20 protein-coding genes and 3 pseudogenes are annotated in these 24190 nt (G+C 41.7%); 7 read left to right on the top strand and 16 right to left on the bottom strand.

The window, feature by feature from the left end; translation table 11 throughout:
* Positions 1-7: 7 nt before the first annotated feature.
* The 8 genes and pseudogenes from NYE33_RS13660 to NYE33_RS13625 all read right to left on the bottom strand — a co-directional run bounded on the left by NYE33_RS13660 (position 8) and on the right by NYE33_RS13625 (position 11544).
* Positions 8-2263, bottom strand: a complete 2256-nt coding sequence (locus NYE33_RS13660; protein ID WP_042139187.1) for a glycoside hydrolase family 3 C-terminal domain-containing protein — start codon at positions 2261-2263, stop codon at positions 8-10.
* Between the two features lie 403 nt (positions 2264-2666).
* On the bottom strand, positions 2667-3959 hold the full coding sequence (locus NYE33_RS13655) for a glycoside hydrolase family 1 protein (RefSeq protein WP_042139188.1): 1293 nt from the start codon (positions 3957-3959) through the stop codon (positions 2667-2669).
* A 30-nt stretch (positions 3960-3989) separates the two neighbouring features.
* Positions 3990-4313, bottom strand: a pseudogene (locus NYE33_RS13650) (glycosyl hydrolase); the annotation flags it as partial.
* Positions 4314-4322: 9 nt separating this feature from the next.
* Positions 4323-6065, bottom strand: a complete 1743-nt coding sequence (locus NYE33_RS13645) for a family 43 glycosylhydrolase (protein WP_341066093.1) — start codon at positions 6063-6065, stop codon at positions 4323-4325.
* Positions 6066-6184: 119 nt separating this feature from the next.
* Positions 6185-7072: a carbohydrate ABC transporter permease gene (locus tag NYE33_RS13640; protein ID WP_052422021.1), complete on the bottom strand. Its 888-nt coding sequence runs from the start codon at positions 7070-7072 to the stop codon at positions 6185-6187.
* Between the two features lie 15 nt (positions 7073-7087).
* Positions 7088-8038, bottom strand: a complete 951-nt coding sequence (locus NYE33_RS13635) for an ABC transporter permease (protein ID WP_331281682.1) — start codon at positions 8036-8038, stop codon at positions 7088-7090.
* Positions 8039-8280: 242 nt separating this feature from the next.
* Entirely contained in the window at positions 8281-9840 is a 1560-nt protein-coding gene (locus NYE33_RS13630) for an ABC transporter substrate-binding protein (protein WP_052422022.1), read from the bottom strand.
* A 114-nt stretch (positions 9841-9954) separates the two neighbouring features.
* Positions 9955-11544, bottom strand: a complete 1590-nt coding sequence (locus NYE33_RS13625) for a response regulator transcription factor (RefSeq protein WP_042139190.1) — start codon at positions 11542-11544, stop codon at positions 9955-9957.
* A 97-nt stretch (positions 11545-11641) separates the two neighbouring features.
* Here NYE33_RS13625 and NYE33_RS13620 point away from each other — a divergent pair, with 97 nt between their 5' ends.
* Positions 11642-13339 carry a sensor histidine kinase gene (locus tag NYE33_RS13620; RefSeq protein ID WP_042139191.1) on the top strand — a complete coding sequence of 566 codons (1698 nt, stop codon included), beginning with the start codon at positions 11642-11644 and terminating at the stop codon, positions 13337-13339.
* Here NYE33_RS13620 and NYE33_RS13615 read toward each other — a convergent pair.
* Positions 13252-13824: a family 1 glycosylhydrolase gene (locus NYE33_RS13615; RefSeq protein WP_231575440.1), complete on the bottom strand. Its 573-nt coding sequence runs from the start codon at positions 13822-13824 to the stop codon at positions 13252-13254. The two genes, NYE33_RS13620 and NYE33_RS13615, sit on opposite strands and share 88 nt — an antisense overlap.
* 1235 nt (positions 13825-15059) lie before the next feature.
* Between NYE33_RS13615 and NYE33_RS13610 the strand changes: the two genes are divergently transcribed.
* The 4 genes from NYE33_RS13610 to NYE33_RS36500 all read left to right on the top strand — a co-directional run bounded on the left by NYE33_RS13610 (position 15060) and on the right by NYE33_RS36500 (position 16503).
* A complete protein-coding gene (locus tag NYE33_RS13610; protein ID WP_156118698.1) occupies positions 15060-15548 on the top strand; it encodes a hypothetical protein in 489 nt (162 codons plus the stop codon).
* 28 nt (positions 15549-15576) lie between these two features.
* Positions 15577-15711, top strand: coding sequence for a hypothetical protein (locus NYE33_RS13605; RefSeq protein WP_269323133.1), 135 nt, complete (start codon positions 15577-15579; stop codon positions 15709-15711).
* A gap of 133 nt (positions 15712-15844) precedes the next feature.
* Positions 15845-16375, top strand: coding sequence for an SDR family NAD(P)-dependent oxidoreductase (locus tag NYE33_RS13600; protein WP_052422023.1), 531 nt, complete (start codon positions 15845-15847; stop codon positions 16373-16375).
* Entirely contained in the window at positions 16300-16503 is a 204-nt protein-coding gene (locus NYE33_RS36500) for a helix-turn-helix domain-containing protein (RefSeq protein WP_081970554.1), read from the top strand. Before NYE33_RS13600 ends, NYE33_RS36500 begins: the two co-directional genes overlap by 76 nt.
* 384 nt (positions 16504-16887) lie before the next feature.
* Here NYE33_RS36500 and NYE33_RS36495 read toward each other — a convergent pair whose 3' ends face one another.
* The 3 genes and pseudogenes from NYE33_RS36495 to NYE33_RS13590 all read right to left on the bottom strand — a co-directional run bounded on the left by NYE33_RS36495 (position 16888) and on the right by NYE33_RS13590 (position 19649).
* Entirely contained in the window at positions 16888-17229 is a 342-nt protein-coding gene (locus tag NYE33_RS36495; protein ID WP_442950234.1) for an alpha-L-rhamnosidase C-terminal domain-containing protein, read from the bottom strand.
* Positions 17130-17537: pseudogene (locus tag NYE33_RS13595) on the bottom strand (alpha-L-rhamnosidase-related protein); the annotation flags it as partial. The gene NYE33_RS36495 and the pseudogene NYE33_RS13595, both read right to left, overlap by 100 nt.
* A gap of 567 nt (positions 17538-18104) precedes the next feature.
* Positions 18105-19649 carry a DUF5597 domain-containing protein gene (locus NYE33_RS13590; protein WP_042139195.1) on the bottom strand — a complete coding sequence of 515 codons (1545 nt, stop codon included), beginning with the start codon at positions 19647-19649 and terminating at the stop codon, positions 18105-18107.
* A gap of 483 nt (positions 19650-20132) precedes the next feature.
* On the opposite strand from NYE33_RS13590, the gene NYE33_RS13585 reads away from it, so the two are divergent.
* Positions 20133-20423: a hypothetical protein gene (locus NYE33_RS13585; RefSeq protein WP_052422025.1), complete on the top strand. Its 291-nt coding sequence runs from the start codon at positions 20133-20135 to the stop codon at positions 20421-20423.
* Positions 20424-20495: 72 nt separating this feature from the next.
* Here the strand turns inward: NYE33_RS13585 and NYE33_RS13580 are convergent, their stop codons facing one another.
* Both NYE33_RS13580 and NYE33_RS13575 read right to left on the bottom strand, forming a co-directional pair.
* A complete protein-coding gene (locus NYE33_RS13580; RefSeq protein WP_042139196.1) occupies positions 20496-21425 on the bottom strand; it encodes a nucleoside hydrolase in 930 nt (309 codons plus the stop codon).
* Positions 21426-22104: 679 nt separating this feature from the next.
* A pseudogene (locus tag NYE33_RS13575) lies at positions 22105-22390 on the bottom strand (putative PEP-binding protein); the annotation flags it as partial.
* A gap of 550 nt (positions 22391-22940) precedes the next feature.
* Between NYE33_RS13575 and NYE33_RS13570 the strand changes: the two are divergent.
* Entirely contained in the window at positions 22941-23153 is a 213-nt protein-coding gene (locus NYE33_RS13570; protein WP_042139198.1) for a hypothetical protein, read from the top strand.
* Positions 23154-23306: 153 nt separating this feature from the next.
* On the opposite strand, the gene NYE33_RS13565 is transcribed toward NYE33_RS13570, so the two are convergent.
* Positions 23307-23519 (bottom strand): hypothetical protein, encoded by a 213-nt coding sequence (locus NYE33_RS13565; protein WP_341066085.1) that lies wholly within the window; start codon positions 23517-23519, stop codon positions 23307-23309.
* A 299-nt stretch (positions 23520-23818) separates the two neighbouring features.
* Complete coding sequence (locus NYE33_RS13560; protein ID WP_042139200.1) at positions 23819-24148, bottom strand: hypothetical protein; 330 nt, start codon at positions 24146-24148, stop codon at positions 23819-23821.
* Between the last annotated feature and the right edge of the window lie 42 nt (positions 24149-24190).

The raw sequence follows: 24190 nt of genomic DNA, 5'->3' as shown, positions 1-24190 counted from the left end.
TCATTGTTTAATTGCTATTCAAGGTTTCTAGAAGTTCCTCCAGTTTTTCCCTTGGAAATCCACCATGAGCTTCCACGATCCTTAGTTTTAGGCTGTGTAACAGTGACTCCAAATCCATTCCGAATGGAGCGTCAGAATCTGAACCTCCAAACCCCATACCTTCTATGATCTTTGAAACAAGTTGTTTTCCCGCTAGTTCTGCACCTATATCGCCGAGTGTCGAATCTAACGTATATTTTTTATTTATTTTAACGGTTGAATGTACGTAAACCGTCTCACTTAGTTCAATATCCATGGACGACTTGCCCATAAGAATCTCAAATTCGCCGCTTTCCACAACCCAATCTTTTAATTCAACATGATAATAAGCAAATGCTCTTTTTCCTAATTTAAAAGTGACTACCTTCTCTTCGCCTGGTTCCAGAGCAACCTTTTCGAAGCCTTTCAATTCCTTAACAGGTCTAATGACACTGCTAACTACATCTTTCACATAAAGCTGAACCACTTCTTTACCTGATCGATTGCCTGTATTTTTCACTTTTGCGGTTACTGTTACTTCTTCTGTATCGTTAATCTCCTTTTTATTTAGACGGATATCTGAATACTCAAAGGTAGTATAGGAAAGTCCATGTCCAAATGGAAAAAGCGGTTCCATTTCCACTTTATCGTAATATCTATATCCGACAAATAAGCCTTCTCTATACTCCACTTTATCTCTTTCACCCGGAAAATTAATATAAGATGGAGAATGGCTTAGTTTTTCAGGGAATGTTTCAGCAAGTTTCCCGGATGGGTTTCTGTCACCAAACAAAAGATCTGCAACTGCACCGGCCATACCTTGCCCGCCCAGATAGGCTTCTATGATGCCCTTTACCTTATTTACCCATGGCATTTCTACTGCTGATCCGTTTAACAGAATGATAATGGTATTTCGCTGCGCTTCGGCTACAGCTTCAATTAATGCATCTTGATTTCCAGGAAGCCTTAAGTGCTTTCTGTCGACTCCTTCTGCATCGTACTTTTCAGGCAATCCGACAAACACAATTGCCACTTCCGCTTCACTTGCAGCCTTTGTTGCTTCAGCTATGATTTCATCGTTGATTTCATCACTATTCAGGGAGTAACCTTCCGCATAGACTACTTGAGCATCTGTACAAGTGCTTTTAATTTCATCATACGGAATATCCAATTTTGTTGGGTTAACCCGGGAACTTCCTGCTCCTTGATATCTTGGTTTTTTAGCGAAAGCGCCAATTACGGCAATTTCCCCCTTCTTTCCAAGTGGAAGAATTTGATCTTCATTTTTCAGGAGCACCATACTCTCCGCTGCGACTTCTCTGGCTAGTTCATGGTGAGCATTTCTATCATAGGTTGCAGTTTCTTTCTTGCTATCTAACGCTTTAAAAGTGATTTCCAAGATCCTTTCCACTGCAGTATCCAGTGTTTCAACAGACAGTGAACCGCTGCTAACAGAATCAATAATCTTCTTAGTCCCTACTCCGTTGCTTGTAGGCATCTCAAAATCCATTCCTGCTGACAATGCTGCATCCCTTTCACTTACAGCACCCCAGTCAGAAACAACGAAGCCTTTAAAACCCCATTCATCTCTAAGTACCTCCGTTAATAAATTCCTGTTCTCTGAACAAAATTGGCCATTAATTTTGTTGTAGGCAGCCATTACCGTCCAAGGCTGTGCTTCAATAATAGCCCCTTCAAAGCTTGCCAGATATATTTCTCTCAAAGTCCGCTCGTCAATAATAGCGTCAATATTAAATCTTTTAGTTTCCTGGTTATTTGCGGCAAAGTGTTTCAGAGAAGTCCCTACCCCCTGACTTTGAACTCCCTGAATATGCTTAGTTGTAAGTTCAGAAGAAAGATAAGGATCTTCTGAAAAGTACTCAAAGTTTCTTCCACAAAGTGGTGATCTCTTTATATTGGTACCTGGTCCAAGAAGAATCGATACTCCTTCAGCTTGACACTCTTCACCAAGTGCTGTCCCAACTTTTTCAATAAGTTCTCTATTCCAGGAGCTGGCAAGTCCTGCTGCAGTTGGAAAGCAGGTTGCAGGTGCACTGTTATTGAGTCCCATGTGATCTTCGGCACCCGTCTGCTTTCTCAGACCATGCGGTCCATCCGTCAACATGATAGATGAGATTCCATGTTCAGGCAAGGCTATGGTATTCCAGGCACTTATTCCTGAGCATAAGCTTGCTTTCTCTTCCAATGTCATTTTGGATATCACTTCTTTTATGTCTCTGTTCATATGAAATAACTTCTCCCTTTACCTTGTAGTTTATTTCCCAGTTTCAAAAATTAGTTATCCTTTAACAGTAAAGTCTTTGAGTAAACGTTCAATTAAATAGATTATAATTTTTATCACCATTTAAAATATGGTAGGATTAACAGAAAAAAAGTCATATTTACAGGCAATCATTAAATACTAAAAAAAGCGCTGGTATTGGTCTTATACTCCTGCTCTCCCTCTATTACTCCATTCCGTGGATCACTAGAGATATTAACCGGAATACCGTGGGGAAGTCTCTCAACACTTCTATAAAAGAAACACTTTCACCCAAATTAATGGTCCATTTTGATTTTTGTAGACCGTATAGTTCGGGTTTTCAATCTTAGAATAAACGATGGTATGTTAGCATCTCCATTTCCTATTACTGAATTCCAAACTTCTTAATGTTACCTAACGTCGTCAGACTTTCCTTTGGATATCTTGTTTGTGTTGTACGGTCAACAGAAATTAAACCAAATGTCTGAGCATACCCCAACTGCCATTCAAAATTATCGAGTAATGACCAATGGGTATATCCAACTACAGGGATTCCTTCTTCCACACACTGGAGAACACCCGATAAGGCTCTTTCGATAAACTCTACTCTTTCTTTGTCATCGGTAGTTGATAGCCCATTTTCTGTGACGATGATTGGTTTATGCCAATACTTTGACACATAGCGCAGAACTCCCGATAATGCTTCCGGGTAATATTCATATCCCATTTTAGTTAATCTGGCATCCCCCTCCAACTTTACCGGCCCGTTAGGTCCATAGACTTTTCGAGTATAGTTTTGAACACCAAGGAAATCATCATCTTGGATATAGGGGAGATAATGAAGAAAATCGTCATCCTGTAACGCTCTTACATACTCCTCGCCACCCGGCAAAGTTTGATAATCATACAAAGAAAGCGTGACACCCACTTGAATGGCAGGATTGACCGATTTAATCACCTCTCTTGCTTTTTCGTGGCATTTCATAATAATCAAATCGCCATTTTCAGTACGGGGCGCCAAAAAGGTATGCACATTCTGTGCATCTGTTCCAAAGGCTTCTGCTGCTGCTTTGTAATACTCTTCCATTCTCTTTTTCATATCCATATTGAGCCCAACCTGAACTTCTCCACTTTCTTGCTTAGACTCACCAGCCATATTGCTCATCATATCTTCCATGACTCTTTTAATCTGGATTCCCATATTAGCTTCATTAATTGTGCAAATATACGGAATCAAATCCCCTAATTCTGAAACTACAAATTTACAATATCGTCCAAAATGTTCAATAGTCGTTTCGCTTTCCCATCCACCCTCTGTAATCAGCCATTTAGGTGATGAAAAATGATGCAGTGTTACAATAGGGGTAATTTCCTGCTCATGACAAAAATTCAAAACCTCCCGATAATGCTCAATCTCCTGTTGATTATAGTTACCTAGCGACGGTTCAATTCTAGCCCATTCAATTGTAAATCGATAAGCATCTAGACCTGCATCTATTAAAAGTTTTAAATCCTCTTTGAATTTAGAATAATGCTCCATTGCATCCATAGATGACTCTTTAAATGTGGATCCGGGTATATTCTCCAATACCCAAAAGTCGCTATTTGTATTATTACCTTCTACTTGATGGGCAGATGTGGCAGCACCCATCAAAAAATCACTGTTAAACTTCCTCAAAACGTTCCCTCTTTTCTATATTTAATAAATGGCTTTTAGTTCAGAAGACAAGTACGGATCTTCAGAAAAGTATTCAAAGTTTCTTCTGCATTTCGGTGATCTTTTAATATTCGTACCGGTTCCAGGAAAAATTTGTATTTCTTCTGCCTGACACCCCTCGTCAAGTGCATTACCAACTAGTTTGAATAGCCCCCTGTTCCATGAGCTAGCAAGTCCTGCTGCGGTCGGAAACAGGTTGCCGACACACTTTGGATCAGCCCCATATGGTCTTGAGCACCCTTTTGTTTTCTTAAGCCATGCGGCCCGTCATGCGCCTATGCCAGAACATAAGCTTACTTTCTCTTCCAAGGTCATGCGTAATTACTAAATCGCCTCGTAAACTTCGCCTTCGGTTATCCCGATCTCATTAAAAGCATCCACCCGGACATATAGCGGCTGACCTTTGATCAATGCCTTAATTACCATCTGATTTCTTCCGAATATCATGTGACTATGATACAGCTTATCCGGAGTAAATCCCCAGAGCACGTTGTAACCGACCGTTTCAACACTCTTCCAGGAAACCGAAAGATCAATGTCACCTAAAAGTTCGAGTTGGATTCCGCTTGTTTTATCAGGGAGTGCTCCAACACCAATCCCGAACACGCGAAAACCCGAAATACATGCCTGTTGGTTAAAAGGAAGCTCCTTTACAATGCACCGGAGATACCTTGCCTTTATTCCGCCTTCATTCACTATGAGATCATGTGACAAATCAGTATTTGTATCCGACTTATCCTCAATTACAAAATAGTCTTTTCCGTCTACAGATCCTTCGAGAATCCATCTGGTATAGTGCTGACTTTCGTCGATGAATCGTCCCTCTGTCATAGCGGCTCCCTCTGGAAGCGAAAGATTTAACTGATCGTCGGCAAAATTGATTTGTACGGCATGTACGTCGCATGAATACTTCAAATCTACTTCAAGCCATTCTCCGGAAGCACTAGAAGCTGCTTGCCACCATGTTTGAGCATCCTCATCCATCGCTTTCGAAGCTTCTTTTCCTTCCATAAAGGATGATGCCTTAGCGGGTTTATTGTAAGACAACAGCATCCATTCCGGATTCTCCCATGGATTCATCTGTGCCTGTTCGATCCTGAAGGGCCAGTCTCCAAATCGCTGATTACAGAATAATTCCCCGTCCTTATCGAAACCTGCAGGCCATAACCCCAATCTTCTTTCAAAAATATAATTGACGCTGATTCTCATGGTTGAAGAATGCCAAAGATTCCCGTATTTATCTTCCATTGTCGATCCGTGCCCAGCACCTGGAATGAACCCCCCCGGCTTGTAGGAGAAAGGATTATTATTCGCCAGCGTAAACGGTCCTAATGGTTTATTGGATACGTAGACCCCATCCGAATAAACGTTATACTCCGCCCCAGGGCAAGAATATTGAAGATAGTATTTTCCGTTATGCTTATCCATCCATGCGCCTTCAATGTATGGATCATTCCCTACCGCCTGTCTAATCATATTCAGATGCTCATCTGTACTACCTGGATTTCCATTTGCATAGCCTTGCACTATCTCCTCAATTTGCTCAAGTGTTCTTGCGATATGATTTTCGCCTTTTCTCTCATAACCAATAACCGTATTATTGCTATAGATTAGTTCTAGCGGCTCCCCTTTGGGTTTCATATCCCTTGGATCGAGCTCGACCCCATAGATAGGCGTTTGACTGGAACATCCCCAGTAAAAATAAACCCTTCCATCATCATCTACAAATAGATTTGGATCCCAGAATGGAAATGTCCCTTCTATTTCCTCAAACTCACCGCGAATCGGATCTTTTGTTCTGTAAAAAGAGCAATTCTTCGATTGATTTGATGCAGAAAAATACATATATTCCCCTATAACCCTCACATCCGGAGCATAATCATGAATTGGCAAACCCCGCAAAGGGTAGAATTTCCAGTCATGCAGGTTATCGCTTGCAAGAAATCCCGCTGTCATTGAGGGAAACAGAAAGTATTTCCCATGAAATAGAATCATAGAAGGATCTGCGGCTTCCCTATAAGTAATCATCTTTCCTCTTTGTTCGATAAACTGATATTTGTATTCCATGTTAATCGGATTGCAAACGTACATGTTTTATACACACTCCCTAGAATTATCAATTTTTTGTTTTAAAGTACTACTATGCTTTTGCTCATATGAATCCTCCAAATGTAAATCTTTCAATTTTACTCTTTGACTGCTCCGGCCGTAGCCCCTTTAACGAACCATTTCTGGAAGATCGGGAACAACATGAGCATCGGTAAGACACCAACAACGGCAATAGCCATACGTATGGTAACTGATGGCAAATCTGCTGTCGTTACCGCTGTGCCTACATTGTTCTGCTGTAGAAATTTAATATTCTCGTTAATATTATTTAATATCGTTTGCACACTTTGAATTTTGCTGTTCGTTGAGAGAAAGTACATCCCGTTCATCCAATCGTTCCAATATGTTAAAGCAACTGTCATACCGACAGTGAAGAACATCGGCATGGACAAGGGAATCGCGATCTTGTAGAATATTTTAAATTCAGTGGCACCATCGATTCTCCCGGATTCCACAAGTGCTGCAGGCAGAGTGTACTCAAAGTAATTTTTAAACATGACTACAAAATACGCATTCATTAATAGATTAGGAAGCATCAAGCCCAATACAGTATCCTTAATATGGAATATTTGTGTATATACAATATAAGTGGCTGTCAAACCTCCATTAAACAACATCGTGAAGATCAACAGGAACATTAGCACCTTGCGTCCCGGTAGATCCGGCTTACTAAGCGTATACGCAAGCATTGAGGTTATAAAGACACCGGATACGGTACCGACTACGGTAACGAATATTGACACCAGATAGGCTTTCCCGATTACTTCCCATTGCCCGGCGATATATTTGTAAGCTTCCAGCGAGAATTTCTCTGGAAAGAAGCTATAACCGTTTCTAAGTGCAGTTGTTTCATCGGTGATCGAGGACATTAACAACAGAATAAAAGGTGCTACTGCCATAATGGACAGGATAATCATTACGACATGTCCAGTTATAGACCATTTTTTTTCTTTAATATCTATCATATTGATCACTCCATCTCAGAATAGGGAATCTTCCTTGCTATATTTGCGAAGAACAATATTTGAGGCCACAACCAGAATGAAACCGACTACTGACTGGTATACGCCTGTTGCTGTTGACATCGTGATATCACCGAGCTTCATAAGCGCCCGGAATGAATAAGTATCAATTGTTGTTGTGCTGTCATACAGTGCACCCGAATTCATCGGAACCTGATAAAATAATCCGAAATCGGAATAGAATATTCTTCCGATGGCCAAGACAGTCATCAAGATAATAACTGGCTTGAGAAGTGGTAAGGTAATATTCATAATTTGTTGAAGTTTCGTTGCTCCGTCCATCTTGGCAGCCTCATAATAATCCGAGCTGATGGTGAGAATTCTCGCTGTATAAAACAGTAAGTTGTATCCTATTGCCTTCCATATATTTACGAACAGGAGAATATAGGGCCAGTATTTAGGCTCGGAATACCAAGACACCAGATCAATTCCTAATGGTTTCAAGATGGAGTTATTGATGAACCCGGTTTCACTGCTGAGAAATGCAAAGCCTAAATAACTGACGACGACCATTGAAATAAAATAAGGAATCAATATGGCAGATTGATAAGCCTTGGCAAACTTTTTATTAATGATCTCATTAAAGAGAATCGACACCACAATGGCAACGACTGTGCCTACCACAATAAATAAAAGATTATACAGAACCGTATTCCTTGTCATCATCCAAGCATCGTCGGTTGTGAAGAGGAACTTAAAGTTGTCAAACCATACGAACTTACCCTCGAAAATGCTACCGGAAAAATCAAGATCCCGAAACGCGATTTGCATTCCGTACAAAGGCAAATAATTGTTGATGAACAGGTAAATTAACGCCGGCAAAGCCATCAGATACAAAGGAATATAGGACTTCCAATTTATCTTTTTTTTACGTGCGTTGGGCAAATTCACATCTGTTGTTACTTTCACTCATTCCGCCTCCCAATTTGTGCATTCTGTGAAGTATTTGATCTCCTACTGGACTTCCCTATCCTATCTTACACAGGGAATGAAACCTGACGTTATACATATGACGACGCAAAAGATATCCTTTTCCGACTTGATGATTTCTTCATGTCTGGAAATAAAAAAAGAGCTGTCCGCCTGTAAAAACACTACAGAAAGATAGCTCCAGTTCTTATTACACCAGATTCTATGACAATAGAAAAAGTTTACTTACCGTTTGCTGCGAGCCAAGCATCTAATTGTTGCTGTTTTTCGTCAATAACTTTTTGCAGGCCTGCAGAATAAAGACTCTCGTTAAATTTCTTTATCAACTTATCCGGATCTACAGAACCATTGCCGATCACCTTCGAATATTGTTCGGAAACCGCATCCAATGCCGCGATTTCCGTTTTCACCGGCGTTGGATCGAATAGAAAACCATAAGCTGGAGACTTCACCGTATTGTCATTCCATTCTTTCAGTTTTATCTTATAATCTTCAGGGCTAAATCCACTCGATTCTACAAATGCTGCACTAAGCGGTTTTTTATCATAATCGCCGAACATCAACCAGTTGTTCTGATTGTAATTCGCATTTTTGGTTTCGTCCACGGTCCCATCTGCGTTAAGCTCGTAATGTTCACCTTCTATGCCAAATTGTAACAACGTGGATAGCTCTGCGCTGGAATTCAGCAAGTTAAGAAGTTGTATCGCTTTATCTGGTCGTTTACTGGACGATGCTACTGCCCAAAGGAACAGCTGTGAGTCAGTGGTAGTAAGAACAGGCGGATGCAAAGCTACAGTTTTTTGCTCGATTGGTTTTAAACTGCCTCCATTAAATCCCACAGAACTAGCCGACGTTGCAAAAACCTTTCCATTGTACAACAAAGTGCTGCCATCGTCTTGTGAGGTGCTTACGTCCTTGGAAATGTACCCTTTCAGGTACCATTCCCGAACTTTTTTCACCACATTAATCCATTGCTCCGACTCGTACTCATTTATGACTTTCATACCACTGTCATCCATAAGCCCTCCATATTGATTGCCGAATCCATCGAAATAAACTAAGCTACTCGCAATATTGGATGAGCTTACTTCTGGCGCAATCATGGTCATGTCGGGTTCGCCTTCATTAATTTTCGCAAAAATCGGGTCCATGTCAGCGACCGATTTGATCGAGGTAATATCGATGTTGTACTTATCCATGATGCTTTTATTCATATTGAAGCCAAATGTATTTTTTTGTTCCACTTTTTGAGGAATAGCAAATTGTTTCCCACCAAATTGGCCGGCACCAAGTAGGTTGCCAAGTGTTTCTTTCAGCGCTGGCCCCCACTTCTCAAGCTCTTCGTCAATCGGACGAATCATTTTATTGTTAGCAAAAGGAGCAAGATATCTGTTTCCCGGCATGAGCATCAAAAGATCTACTTTCTCTCCGCTTGAAGCTTTGAGGGCATAAGTATTCGCCATGTTGTATAAGCTAACGCCTTCGAGATCGACTTTCGCATTAATTTCTTTTAAGGTAACCTCATTTAACTTTTCTTCAATTTTCGGGAGGTCTGGTTGCTCTTGCCCCAGAACCGCATAGTTAACTTTGATCGTATAAGGCTCTTCATTAAAATCAATTTTTCCGGATAATTCACTATCACTTTCGTTTGAAGCGCTTACATTATTTGGAGCCGGATTTGTCCCATTGTTGCTGTTACCGCTACTCTTGTTGTTACTGCACCCAACTAAAGATACCGCCAGTAAGGCAGCCAATAACGCTGGTGTGATTTTCTTTTTCATTTAAGTTCCCCCTTATAGTGAATAATCTCTTGCCTGTCTTCTCTTTATTATAGAAAACAGGTGGCAGTTAACGTTATACATGATCCGACTTAATAGATTCCGAATTCCGACCAATTACTGTGTGACGTTGCTAATTTTGAACTTCTGGGGAGACATTCCAGTCTCTTTGGTAAAGATGCGATTGAAACTCGAATAATTATAATAACCGACCAGCATGGCAATTTCACCAATACTTTTGTCCGTATGAATGAGAAGTTCTTTGGCTACTTCCATTTTTTTATTAATCATGTATTTACTGATGGATAAGCCAACTTCTTTTTTGAATATTCTTGTTAAGTAATCTGCATTCAGATGAACATTGTTAGCAATATGCTCCATCGAAAGCTCCTCCGATAAATGAAGATGAATATAATCCTTCGTTCTATCGACTGGATTAACGCAGTTTGTGTTCATCTTATCAAAGTTCTGCATACGATCCATGGCGTAAGTCACCCAATGAAGAAGGGCTGCCAACGACTCTGAAGCTTCCCCTAGTATTTGGTTTGATAGCTCATCACCAAACAGTTCATTCACAAAAATATGGCGGCCTCTGGCAAATTCAAAAATCAAAAAGTAAAATTCCATCGTAAATTTTTTAAGAAAATCACGTGTGATCCTCTGACCATGAGATAATAATTGTTCCCTTATTTCATTCAAAATCTGGACATATCTGCCTTGTAGCATCCAATCTCTCCATCGATTGATAAGTGTATCGGTAAGTATAAAGCCTTTTTGGTTACGTTCTTGATATAGAAAAAATATATCCGACTCATGAATCACATTGTTAAAATCCATCTCTTGCAGTGACTCAATAATAGCCGGCATTTCGTAAATATTGTTTTTTCCTCCTATATAACAACAGATGATTTCCTTAATATGCCATTTTACCATATCAGTCAATTGGCGGCAAGATGCGTCAATCTTTTTAAATAGATACTGTTCCTCTATACCCGCTTCCATATTCAGCATAACCAGAATTGATGTATCAGAAAAAGGAATGACCTCTTTTTCAGTTTCCGGAATAACGAGAAATTCCTCCGTTATGTTTCTCAATGCATACTGCAGTAACTTCTGATCTTCTTTCGTAACTTGTTCAGTCCATTTCTTGGTAACAATTAAGATGGGAAGATAGGAATTCTCGAGATCAATACCAAGTCGTTTCTGCCGCAAGTAATTCGTCAAGCTATCTTTATTGGGTGCAATATCACCAAGAAAAAAATCTTTCCAAAACTGTTTAATTACTGATTTCTTGTTTTGAATCCAAGAGTTGCTATTCTCTTTTAAAATTCTCTCCATTCGGATTTTCTCCATTGTATTTTCAAGAACGACCTCCACTTTAGGGAAGTCCAACGGCTTCAGAATATAATCAACACTGCCCAATTGCAGGGCATTTTGCAAAAACTGAAAATCAGCATGGCATGTCATAAAAACGCATTTTACATGCGGGTGGTGCTCGTTAACCCATTTCAACAGTTCCAACCCTGAACCCATTGGCATTTCAATATCGCTAAGTAAAATGTCAATTGGACATTCACTGAATCTATGAATCGCTTCTTGTAAACTGGCAGCTACATAAATATTCTGGACCCCTACCTTGTCCCAATGAATTCCGTTTCTCACAGCTTCAATCGCACTTAATTCGTCATCTACGATTAACACATTCATGTTCGGTACCCTCCTGCTGCCGTTTTGACATCCATTCCTCTAAGAGTATAATTGTAATAGCCCATTCGGGTTAAATTTCACATTATGGAGCTTGGTTATGAAACGACTTCGACACAAAGGATTTTACAACTCAATATTCTTTAAGTTATTAGCTATTTTCGCTATTTTACTTCCAGTGATTGCAATGTTTATCTACACCAACTATCAATCCCGTTCTACGCTGGTTAAGCAGGTCGAGAACACCCACCAGAATATGCTACAGTCCTATTGGATTCAAATAGACAACGAGCTTAATAATGCGGTAACCTTTGCTGTCAATACTGCCTGGTTCCAAAGTGATCTTCTACTCACGTTAAGCAACGACGAATCCGAATCTGAATTAGCCAAGCAAAGGATTTCCTTGAATCTTTCTAAGCAAATTCTTTATGGCACTAATATAGTCGACACTCTTTTTGTCTATACCGACAATGCTTATTTATCAGCTAGCACCAGCCAGACAAGCCAGAAATCGGAAGAGCGGAGCGCCGTTAAATCCTACGTTATGCAAGTTGCAGAATCTGTGCAGAAAAGTGACTTATCATTAAAAACGGACTGGAAATTCATAAAGATCTATAATCATTCTAGTATGATTCACTTTAGCAAAGGTGACAATGGCGTGCTAACCGGAGTTTACGTTAATCTAGACAGATCTTTAAACTATTATTCAAAAAATAATCCGAATTTCACCTTATACCTTATACCGAATAAGGACTTACAACGTGCAATTTCTGATATCCCTAAGAACAACCTAATTATTACAGCCCCTTCTTCTTCGGCACCAATCTCGTTCGTGGAAGTTATACCTAAAGACACCATTTTGAAAGCACTTCCTTTTATGCAAAAGTATACGCTAGCGATTTCGATAATTGTAGCAGCGCTGCTTCCGGTCCTGTTCTTCCTAGTAAGATTGACTGTGGTTCAACCGCTCCAAAAGCTGAACAAAGCGATGAGACATATTCAACGCGGAGACCTGCAGTACCGGATCTCACCTTACCGGGTATCAAATGAGATTGCTATTGTAAATCAAACCTTTAATCAGATGATGGATGAAGTCCAGCACTTAAAAATAAGCGTATACGAAGAGGAAATCAAGGTTCAGAAGTCCCTCCTTCGAAGTCTCCAAATGCAAATACAGCCGCATTTTATTATTAATTCACTGAATATGGTTTACAATTTGCTTGAGAACAAAGATCCACAGACGGCCAAACAGCTTATTGTTCATTCCGTTGATTTCTATCGGTACATGATCAAAGTAGATAACGACTTTGTCCCGCTTCATGAAGAAATTAAACACGTGGATACATATCTTCAGATTCAATCCATTCGTTACATGGATAAATTCACCTATTCAGTTGACATCAACAAAATGATAGCAGATATGCTTGTTCCCCCTATGCTTATTCAAAACTTTGTAGAAAATTCAATCAAGTATGCTGTGCAATTTAGTAAGTGCATTCATATAGCGGTGAATGTGGACTCATTCGAAATCGACTTCTATCCGTTTGCCAAAATCATCATTTCCGATACAGGAAACGGCTACCCGATAAACCAACTGGAGCTATTAAATCAGGGTAAAATTATTGCCGGCAGAGACGGCGAGCATATTGGTATCCGAAACACCGTGCAACGTCTTTCCTTATTATACGAAGGAAAGGCCAATTGGAGATTTTATAACGATAACGGTGCCGTAAGTGAGTTGATGCTCCCCGCTCTTTTCCCAGAGCTTGCAGAGCCCAGGGAGGGAGACGAAGAATAAGCCATTCCGAGGAATGACTTATTCTTTGCGGTAAAGCAATTAGAGCATTCTATTTCTTGGGATACGGTAAGGCGCCATTTAATAGAAAGTTTTGCTTCAGGCAAACCTTCAACGCTGATAGATAATACAATTTCCCCGACGGAACGGTAGTAGTTCTCCATAACGCTCATATCCATCCTTATTCCCACCTGAACATCACCATACTCTGGGTTGTTCTTGCTGTTCTTTTGACTCATGAAGTATTCCATAATTCTCTTGATTTGGACTCCCATATTGGCTTCATTGATTGTACAAATATAAGGGATCAAATCACCCAGTTCGGAAACCACATAATGAATGTATTCCCGGAAGAAATCAATTGTCGATATACTTTCCCAGCCACCCTCGGAGATGAGCCATTTTGGTGACGAAAAGTGATGCAGCGTTACAATCGGTGTTACACTATTTTCATGACAGCAATTTAAGACATCCCGGTAATGTTCAATTTCCTTCTGATCAAATTGCCCTTTGATTGTTCAATTCTTGCCCATTCAATTGTAAAACGATATGCATTCAGTCCTGCACCTGCCAACAATTTGATGTCCTTGCGATATCAGTTAAAGTGATCTGCAGTTTGAAGAGAGGGCTCCTTATACGTCGATCCCGTCATATCACCCAAAAATCATTATGGATATTATCCCCTTCTACTTGGTGAGCAGAAGTAGCAGCACCTAACATAAAATCACTGTTGAAACTCTTCATTTTATATTCCCCCTTTTACTAATTGATGTGTCAAGCCGTTTCACAATACGAGCCGGCATTCTGAATGCTCTGGTGCAGGTTGGCGACTCCGTTTGCAAGCATTAAACGGAGTACGCCGCCTTCAACCGGAAAAGTATGACGAAGTCCTCCCAACAAGCACAAAAAAGCACTCGTTCTTTCTGCATGAAAATTGACCCGGATCGTCTTCATGCAACTGAAGACGAATACGCGGTCCCCCCCCAGAAGGAGGAATCCTTAAGTTACCGGATTCCTGCTTGTTTTACAGCTGACCCACGTGCGATATGGTATTCATAAAAACGAAAACATTATGGATCTAGTGCAGCATATATTCTATTTTACAAAAGATATTGATTGTAACGGTATACATTAGCCGACGCGTTGATATCCATTATTTTGCTTCTACTTTTTAGCATCATGTTTGTATCTTCAGAAATGGTTAATAGAGTTTACAAACATAAGCTTGTATAACGTATAGCACTAATACAAGATCTCCATAATCTAGCCTATTAGAATTTATCTTTGGCTTCCTGCTTGGTCTTAAATCTGGGTTTATAGTAGATTAATTCACGCTTGAGAATGCTGGTGAAAGGATTCCATGCAGGCTTTGTAGTATCAATTTCCTTTTCGGCTCATACTGGCTTTCATTTTGGACCCACGGTCAGAATGGTGTAGCAGACCCTTACCCGGTTTCTTGGCTGCCTACGCTTGTTTGAGTGCATCCAGCACCAAGACCGTGGTCATCCGAACATTGAGACTTCAGCCTGCAATTTGCTTCTTGTACAGATCCAGGACGCTGGCTAAGTAAATTTTCCTTCGCGGCTAGGGATATACGATTACTGTTAAAAATGGAGTTGAGCATTCTATCAGGTGTCTCGGCCAACCTGGATACTTCGACACGCCCCAAAGCTATGATGTCATCTTCAAAGGCTTCAATAGACTGCTTCATACTGGTATCACTATGGGCGTCAATGCAATCGGCGATATCGCCATTATCAGCCTGATCCATAAAACAGGCCCGACAGATACCGCAACAAGAGATCTGGTGCACGATCTTCACGATCCGTCTTCCAGCCTCGCTTCCGGGAATAATGTCATGCTCGGCGTGACCGGTTTCACCGCTATCAATATTGAAATGTCATCCAAGCTTTCCGATGCATTCCCTGTTTATATCGGAATCATTGTAATTCTGTCGCTGCTCATCCTACTGCTTGTCTTCCACTCGGTCATCGTTCCCATCAAAGCAACCGTTGGCTTTATTCTCAGTGGCTACCTTCGGTCTGACTATAGCTGTCTATCCCTGGGGATGGCTGCACTCCCTGCTTGGTTTCGATACAGGAAGACCGCTGGTCAGCTCCACGTGAGGCTTACGTCCATGGACGCCATGGCAATGATTTCGTCGTTTACGGCTACGATCTCGCCAGCCGCGTCGTACTTGCCTCAGGCGTAATCATGTTTCCCTCTTCGCACCTGATGCGATGATCAAGCAAATCGGCTTCGCACTGGTCTTCGGTATCCTGATCGATGCCTTTATCATCCGTATGACGCTCGTTCCGGCCGAAATGACGATCTTCAGCGACAAAGCTATTCTAACAAAGTCTTCGAAAAGGTAACGGGAGTCACGCCTAAGTTTTATAGGGAAAAATATCATTTTCTGAACCAGTAATGTGCAGCGTTGACAAGAAATAATTTCAAATTTAGACCAAAACATACACCTGTATGTTTTGGCTTAAAAGGAAGTCTCTCATGACGGATTTTTCAAGTGTAAAAGGTAAAGTAGCCATTGTAACGGGAGCTGCGGACGGTCTTGGCAAGGCTATTGCACTGTGCTACGCCGAGAACGGCGTGAAGGTTGTCGTATCGGATATTCATGCTGAAAAAGGGTTAAAGGTTGTTGAAGAACTGGATGCGAACGACGGAGAAGTATCCTTTTTTCAAACGGATGTAAGCAAAGAGGATGAGGTAAAGGAACTGGTCGACTTTGCCGTTAAAACTTATGGCCGGTTGGACGGACTGGTAAATAACGCCGGTATCGCTGCCGACAACAGACCTGCACATGAATATTCAACAGCGGAATTTGAAAAAGTGATGGCCGTGGACTTAAAGTGCGTCTTCCTGGGGATGAAGTTTGCCGTGGAATCGATTCTGAAGTCCAGATCGGTGGGTGGTTTCATCATTAACATCGCTTCCTTGGCCGGAATATTGGGCAACAGTTCCATGTCCCTGTATGCTTCCGCTATGAAAACGTCAGCATCAATATCATTTATAGCCAGCTAAGCGTAACTCGCGGCTCATTCTATCATCACTTCAGCAACAAGAATGATTTATTGTTATATTGGTTTTCTTCTCAAATCAAACAGAATATTGTGATGGATGAAAGTTTGGATCTCCCAGGCAAACTCTAAAAAAACATGCGCTGGATTATGCGAAGATCATCGCCAAAGTCGGCCTTGATTTGATGTATCATATTCTAATGGCGGAGTTCGAGCTTGAGGGGAAGCACTTTTATACTTATTTCGAGGCAATGGGCTCTTCTATTGAATTAACAATCAATCGACCAAAAGGAATGAGATTCATTCCCGGAAATCTGCCAAAGAGTTAATGGATACATTCATTGCTGCTATGATTGGCGTCATTGTGCCATGGAAGTTTGACAACGGTAAGTTTGCTATCTCAGAGAAAATCAATTCCATATTCGAAACGATACACCGATAATTTTTCTAAACTCAAGATTCTGAAATCCGGAAGCGTTCTCGCCAGAGCGAAGCTTCCGGACTGCAGAATCTTTTCTATTGCTGGACTTTAATGTGATAAGAGTCGCTGCCTACTTCCAATATGACACGCCCATCTTTATAGTATACACTTTCAAAGTCCGCCAACAAACGTTTCGTGTCCTCTTCACTTCCTTCCAGCATGACGGTTGCTGTTGTGTTGACAGGTACAACAATCCGATAGTCCACCCCTTCATCGGTCTTTTCCCAACTGGATTCGATTTGGCCATAGGGAGATTCATATGTCGCAGAAGCATACGTTAATGTACCACCGATCCAAGGCTTAATAACAAAATGCTCATCTCCCGGCTGCTCTGTGACAGGTCGAATACCGGCCACATCGGCAAAAGGAAATTGCATACCGCCCCATAGGAGTAGTGATTCAGCGAATAAGCCAGCTCTCCCTCCGGCGATACTCCATTCCAGCTTTCCCAAATGGTTGTTGCGCCTTTGGTCACGGCATACAACCAGGACGGACATGACTCCTGTTCCAGGAGTCGGTAAGCGACATCCAGATATCCGTATTCAGCCAGGACGTGGAGAAAAAACGGTGTGGACAGGAAACCTGTATTCAAATGGTAATCCTGTTCGATAACAAGTTCCGCCAGCCGATTGGTTACGGCTTCTTTCCGCTCCTCATTGGCTAGGTCGAAAGCCAATGCGCGAACATGTGAGCTCCTTCCCTCCCCAAGGTTATGTTGTCCTTAGGTTCTTCGGTACTATTAGCCTCTCGGACTCCCTACCTGCAGACGGTTCACTTCGCCTTTTGGACTTATAGAGTGTCTCTTTACGGGTTTCTAAAAAAAATCCCGTGCAGGGGAGGGTCTCCCCAGTATAGTATTAGCGGGTTACCACAAATAAGTTCAAACGACTTACCAATCGATTACATGCTTTCAGGATTGAGCTCAATTTCATAGATAAGCGTTATATTTAAACAACTCGATTAGAAATACATACGGCATCATTATCAATGAACAGATTTAAAAAAAGGAATCTCTAGGAATCTCTAGGAATTTCTAGGAATTTCTTAAAAATCGTAAAATATTCCCCTTACACATACATCCGATACATAGTATAAATCGGTAAGTCCTTCATAGTGTTTGTACATCCATTCTACCAAGTTAGTGCTGGAAAGAAATCTGGCTTACATTAAAAAAGTAGTATCTTTTTTGAAATGATGGAGCCGCTGCTTCTCTGCCTGCTTCCCTACACAATATATCAACCTTTACTATCCTCTATTCATATTTATACAATTCTATTTTTAAAGCTGAAGGTTTATTTCCTACCGAGATTCTGCTACCCTCATCTCCATTAAGCCTTCTGTTCATGATCCATTCATCATTATTGAATGTCCCCTCTTCAATACTAATATAATCAACTTTTGAGTTCTCTCCTCGTTTTGGAAGCCACTCTGCAGTAAATCTTATCCCTGCCAAGATAAATTGATCTTCTGAAACTTCAATGACAAGCCCACCAGAAATCGGGTAGTTTTCTTCCTCTCGTTGATAAGTAATTTTTAGATCATATTTCTCCAAGGATAAAATAGTGCCCCGGTCATGATTCTGCAAAAAGCCTGTCATTTTACCGGAGCCTCTATATTTACAAATTGTACCTGACATATTCCCTAATAACTTATAGCTCTCTGCAAGAAAAGGACCCGTACCATTCAGAGTAAAGCCTGACTTGTCTATATTTAATGCCAGAAGCAGAGCAGGATCAATCGAATGTGCCCATTTTGTCGGCTCCTTGAGAAACTCTTCGATTCCAAAGGGCGCAAAACAAATTGCGTTATGCTTGCCGACTGCATAAAAAACATTGGTTGCAGAAACAAGATCTCTTCGTGCTTCAGGTATAAACAGAGGATTTTTATCTGTTGTATATTCCTCACAAACCTCAGCGAAGTTGGGCAAGTAAATGTCAGGAGCGTATAAAGCTATTGATGGTGCAGCAAGTCTCCAAATTTTCATTACTTTGGCGATAGGTCCTCCACTTGGATACGCACCCGGCCGTTTTGGAAACTGTTCTAACCAGGCATTTACAAACAATGGCAAATCATACTCTGCAGCTCCAGATTTCGCGATCTTTTCTACTGCACAGGCATAATGATATGCCATAAAATATTCATCAGCATCTTCACCAAATAATTCACTCCATGTTCCAACCCTACCAGATGCCTCACAAATCTCTTGTGGAGCAACTTTTCCAAAAAGTGCTTCTGCCAAGGCAGAGAAGTCTCTCGCGCTGTTTAGAAAACCAATTTCATTTTCGACTTGCATCATAATTACTGTATTCTGTTCACCATCAATATCTTTTAAATGTTTCATTAAGCTGCTGAAAGCTTCTGCATCCGCTGTAACAGCGGCTTCACACAACGGGGAGATTGTATTTGAAGGAATACTTCCTCTGTAACAGGCCCGAAAATACGTTTTATAATCTCGTTTAATCCATCCTGGAGTGTACATGGAAGTGCCATTCTTCCAAAGTCCAAACCAAAGTAATACTAGACGAACTTTCTCTTCCCTCGCTTGTTTAACAATTCCGTCCACGATTGAAAAATCAAAATCACCCTTGGTCGGTTCAATTTGTTCCCAGTATACTGGGACAATTACCGTATTTAGATATAATCCCTTTAAATAGGGCCATACCTGTTCTGACATATAAGTTAAGCTGGACGAACTGGAATTATGAATCTCTCCTGCAAATGCGATATAAGGTTTCCCGTCCACAAATAGTGTCGAAAGCCCTTCTTCATTAATTTCAAGATAAGGTATTGGCTTCATATTTAAAGTTCCCTCACAATTTTTACATATAGAACACATTTAAGAAACTGCCAAAATCATTTTAGTCACCAAATCGAGTAAAGAATAGTAATAACCTACCCGCAGGCGGCGATGAAAATAAGAAACGAAGAAATCGAGTAATTGAATGCAGCAATGAAACAATCATCGGATAAACAACTCTACGAAAGGTACCTGGCAGTCCGTCTTCGTCTGGAAGGACACACATTTGAAGAGATCAATGATCTACTAAGTCGCGCGAGTCAAACCATCGGTCTCTATTGGAAAGCCTACCAAACGCAAGGTCTGTCCGGCCTGAAGTTGGATCATTCCCCTGGACAACCGACAAAGCTCACGCAGGAACAGCGTAACAGTTAGCGGCGATGCTGGAACAGCAACAACCGGTAGATATGGGGTTTTGAAGCTCGGTATACCTGGACTCTCCCGCTTGTGGCGGAGTAGATCGAACAGGAATTTGGTATCTAAATGAGCGTACGTTGGATCAGCGCGATGCTAAAATGGATGAATTCCAGTTTTACCAAAGCAACCTATACGCTTGCCTATGCGGACGAGGACACTCAAGCGTATTTCAAAAAGCATACCTTTGCATTGCTCAAGAAACAGGTTGAAGTCGAAAAAATCGATCATTTGCTCTTTGAGGACGAATTAATTCGTTCCTATCAAGCACTGCAATATAATTGGTTCCCTCGTGGCAGACAACGTAAAGTGTCAAGTATAGCAAACATGAAGCAGCCAATTTATGAAGCAAATCAATAAGCATCCGCTGGGGACCGTACATTGTCTGCTCGTCAGGTTATGATCTCAATTGCGGTCTATATAGTTAAATTCTCAACCATTAAACAACTCCAATTTAGCATACATGTCTTCCAAAATAAACCGCGCATCGATATCTCGATATACTCTGATTAATCTCTTCGTTTGATAATGGATATAAGTCATGTCTGGAGATATGCGGGGGGCAGGTTTCAATTCATAATCATAGGGTTGATCATTCATTAGCAACCCTACCGCAGGCGAATCTCCTAAAGTCCATACTTCCCCCCTTGGCCAATCCGGATTGTTTTCCCATTTCTCATATGTCTCCAATAATTGGCGAACTAAATATCGACCAATTGCGCCGTGTGGTTCTACTCTTTGTTTTAATTCAGTGATGCTGACCCGCATCTTGCTGTACACATTTCTAGGAACCTGCCAAAGCGGAATTGTAGAGTTGAATATGATATTTGCTGCGTGAATATCGTTACCCAGATTGTATTCCACCCCCCCGTTTGGCCAGGCTCCACCACCTATCCATACAGCTGTCAAACGATCGGCAATCGCCGGATTCATGAGGTAGGCCGTAGCCAAATCAGTGATAGCCCCTAGAAAAATCACGAACAAAGGTCTTTGATCATCGGACATGGCTTCACGAACAATAAATTCTGCACCGTCGGATAAAGAAGGCGTCCTCTCGTCTTGCATGGCGCGCTCGGCTCCACAAAGAACAGGATACTCGCCAGACAAGCCCATGAGGTCCAAAAGAAGTTCAATTTCCTTCACACTGTCTATCATTGAGGATGTGCTCCTCTCTTCGCCGAAATGGGCACCAATCAAGCCTTTCACGATAAATTGAGACGTTAGCAGTACATGAACGATTGCATACTGGTCGTCCGCTTCATTCTTGGCATCACTGTTGACAATCAAACGAATTTTTTTGAGATCTGACACTTTAAATGCATGCTTCACTAAATCGCTCCTTTCTTGAAATCCTTCAGCCATCCTACATCACTCATGGACATCAATCTCCTCAACATTCTATGGATGCAAAACAATTCGCCCCTGATAAATGTTATTGTTAAGCAAGCTGTGAGGGTGGCTGTCAGGCAAATCTATTCTCTGCTTGGTACCGCTGTGACGTACATGACTGACCGGAGTGGTAAACTAGGATGGACTGGCCAACGCTATCGTGGCCAATTGTGAGGATGATAGTTTGCCCCTATGTAAATTACATAGACTTCCTCCTATCAATTTTTTAATCACTCCACTTTAATGTCACATAGAGGCCAAATTAAGCTATCCGCTCGTTATTTTGATGAATCCGTTTACAATTTAACTATACAATTGATGAATTCCACACTCAATCGGGCATTTTTAAGTTCCTACACGGTTATTTTAATGATTCTTACTGATTCTTCACCACCAAACTGGTAACGTCAAGAAGTTTGTGTAAGAGAACAGCTACTCGGGTGTTTGTTTGTAGGTGTGGTTGTTACCCCACCCCCAGGAACAAGGGAATTAGGCGGGTTCTTCATGCCCTTCCTGCACCGGGTATCGCGAATCAAACATCTCTTTCTTTCTTTTTAACCTCCAGATCGCAAAGCCGCGAATCACCCGTTTGCTAAATCGTTAATTGTAATCCATCACGTCGAGGTAGACGATTTTTTCTCTGCCGCATCCATATTTGTTCGGCCACTTTGACTCCTTCTGCCGCAAGCTTTTCTTTTTCTTCCATAAGGATGGATTTTGCTTCCCTAAATTCAGAAACGGTTGCAATCATTGGGAACATAATTTTCAGATTACCATAGACGCCCGCACGCAATAATGCACGTAATTGTGTACGGAAAACAGCTTGTTCTTCCAAACATAAACGAATTTCCCTAAAGCCTAGAAAAGGGTTCATTTCTTTAGGCAGCTTTAAATAAGTCTCCTCCAATGTCCAAAGTACGGACAACCACCGGTTTCCCTGAGCTGGAATGGTAAGACTCTCCTCCGTTCGCGCTTTTCCAATATAACTGATAGGATCCCGTCTTGGAGTCAAACATGATTTTAGGGTCTTCAACCGCCAACCCTTCCGTATTTATCTAAACACACCGCTGGTTCTTAAAGGAAAGCAGATCGTCCGAATCCCACAAATAGATGGAAGTGCCACAGTTGTTCCCCAATGCAACCAAGCCATATGTCCCATCGAGCTTACGGAATAGGCTGGGCGAACCCATCTGCGCATGGGGATCAGCCTCCACCGAATCCATCCATTTAATACTTTAAATCCAGTCTTAGCGTGGATTCGCTGATAAATAGAGATTCGCTTAAATCATAAACATAAATCGGTTGTTTGGTTTGCACCAATTTTTTCAGAATATAAGCCATTCGTTCAGATTGAGTTTGCGGAATGGCTTTTTGTTCGTTGGTTATAAAGGTATTAGGCCTGTTGATTAACCAAAAAAAGGTAGAAAAAAGGCCGCTCATTCGGTAAAGTGTTTGTACCCCTACAAACGTCGGAAACGAGGCGACCTCATGAAAAAGTCTACTTCATTATCGAATATTCTGCAATTGGTGATTCCCGAAGAAAAAGTACGTTCTCTCCTCGAAGAATTGAATTATATCGATGTTGCACGTAAGTTTACGGTTTATGATTTATTTCTTTTTTTGAGCGAAGCCGCCTTCCAACAGTGGAGGGGTATCGGGACGGAGAACAGCGAATGGCCCTTTGTGGGCAACGTTCTGTAGATCACTCGACGCTCTCGAAAAAAGCCGAAGATATTCCATTTAAATTATTCATGCGTTTGCTGGATCTCATGATTGGGCTGTGTAATCGTAAGACTTGGCCTTCGATCGCGTCCGCCACTTCACACGGAACTGTTACCGGTTTAATCGTAGACATTACGCACGCACCTCCGTATCGTTGACGCCGGGGATAACGATGTTTAACGTGTTAAGCGTGAACTTAATTCCTTGCGCATAAGCTGAGTCCTGTGCAGCGTGACTACGCGCTCCTCTTCCGTTGGCGCAATAATCGTATGCCTCCGCGATTCTCACGTAAGCCTGCTCTTCCTCCGTTAGCTCGCGTTCATATCCGTCAAGCAGAGCGCGCATTAACGTGTTGAACGGGATAGATCGCAAGTGCGTGAGCGTATCGTTGTAACCACGCGTTGGGTTAATAACCTCGTATATTAACGTTTCGTTATCACGCCCCGCTCTCCGTAGAAACTCGATTGCGTCCGCCACCTCGCGTGGAATTGTTACCGGTTTGACTAACGTTGACATTGCACGTTCACTCCTTCGATTTTTATACCAAGCGTATTCAATACGTACATCATTCCGTTAGCGTACGCGATACTCTCCGTACGAAAGCGTTGATGCTCCGGCTCAGGGTAATAGCGGCTTACATAGGTTTAACGTATCATTTCGTGCGCTTCCTCTTCGTGTGGCGGACCGTCGGCGGCCTCGTACGTTTGCGCGAATATCTCCGGCTTACACGGATAGCGCTCGCCGGCAATACCGGTAATAATCCAATCGCCCGCGCTGATTTCGTGGAATCCTTCGAGCGTTCGGATTGCGGGAACCTTGCGGAATCCCGGCGGTATCGGCGTCCTTTTATCGTGATAGCCGACGAATCGGCCGGCGCGGGACCCTCCTTCAATTGCGTAACATGCGTAGCCGTCTTCGAGTCCCGGCGTGTATTGGACCGCGTCGACAATAACGGCTTTCTTGCGGAATTTCATAACGTAGCCCCCTTCGTTTAATATGACGTACGCCAAATTCAT

Origin of the sequence: Paenibacillus sp. FSL R10-2199, from assembly GCF_038000235.1 — a bacterium.
Classification (GTDB): domain Bacteria; phylum Bacillota; class Bacilli; order Paenibacillales; family Paenibacillaceae; genus Paenibacillus_AQ; species Paenibacillus_AQ phytohabitans.
This window is presented reverse-complemented; position numbering and strand designations above follow the sequence as displayed.

Coding starts and splice junctions, on each gene's coding strand:
- NYE33_RS13660 (WP_042139187.1), bottom strand. CDS start 2,263: ATGAACAGAGACATAAAAGAAGTGATATCCAAAATGACATTGGAAGAG.
- NYE33_RS13645 (WP_341066093.1), bottom strand. CDS start 6,065: ATGGAATACAAATATCAGTTTATCGAACAAAGAGGAAAGATGATTACT.
- NYE33_RS13640 (WP_052422021.1), bottom strand. CDS start 7,072: ATGATAGATATTAAAGAAAAAAAATGGTCTATAACTGGACATGTCGTA.
- NYE33_RS13630 (WP_052422022.1), bottom strand. CDS start 9,840: ATGAAAAAGAAAATCACACCAGCGTTATTGGCTGCCTTACTGGCGGTA.
- NYE33_RS13625 (WP_042139190.1), bottom strand. CDS start 11,544: ATGAATGTGTTAATCGTAGATGACGAATTAAGTGCGATTGAAGCTGTG.
- NYE33_RS13620 (WP_042139191.1), top strand. CDS start 11,642: ATGAAACGACTTCGACACAAAGGATTTTACAACTCAATATTCTTTAAG.
- NYE33_RS13610 (WP_156118698.1), top strand. CDS start 15,060: ATGGGCGTCAATGCAATCGGCGATATCGCCATTATCAGCCTGATCCAT.
- NYE33_RS13605 (WP_269323133.1), top strand. CDS start 15,577: ATGATCAAGCAAATCGGCTTCGCACTGGTCTTCGGTATCCTGATCGAT.
- NYE33_RS13600 (WP_052422023.1), top strand. CDS start 15,845: ATGACGGATTTTTCAAGTGTAAAAGGTAAAGTAGCCATTGTAACGGGA.
- NYE33_RS36495 (WP_442950234.1), bottom strand. CDS start 17,229: ATGCAATTTCCTTTTGCCGATGTGGCCGGTATTCGACCTGTCACAGAG.
- NYE33_RS13590 (WP_042139195.1), bottom strand. CDS start 19,649: ATGAAGCCAATACCTTATCTTGAAATTAATGAAGAAGGGCTTTCGACA.
- NYE33_RS13585 (WP_052422025.1), top strand. CDS start 20,133: ATGAGCGTACGTTGGATCAGCGCGATGCTAAAATGGATGAATTCCAGT.
- NYE33_RS13580 (WP_042139196.1), bottom strand. CDS start 21,425: ATGGCTGAAGGATTTCAAGAAAGGAGCGATTTAGTGAAGCATGCATTT.
- NYE33_RS13570 (WP_042139198.1), top strand. CDS start 22,941: ATGAAAAAGTCTACTTCATTATCGAATATTCTGCAATTGGTGATTCCC.
- NYE33_RS13565 (WP_341066085.1), bottom strand. CDS start 23,519: ATGCGCGCTCTGCTTGACGGATATGAACGCGAGCTAACGGAGGAAGAG.
- NYE33_RS13560 (WP_042139200.1), bottom strand. CDS start 24,148: ATGAAATTCCGCAAGAAAGCCGTTATTGTCGACGCGGTCCAATACACG.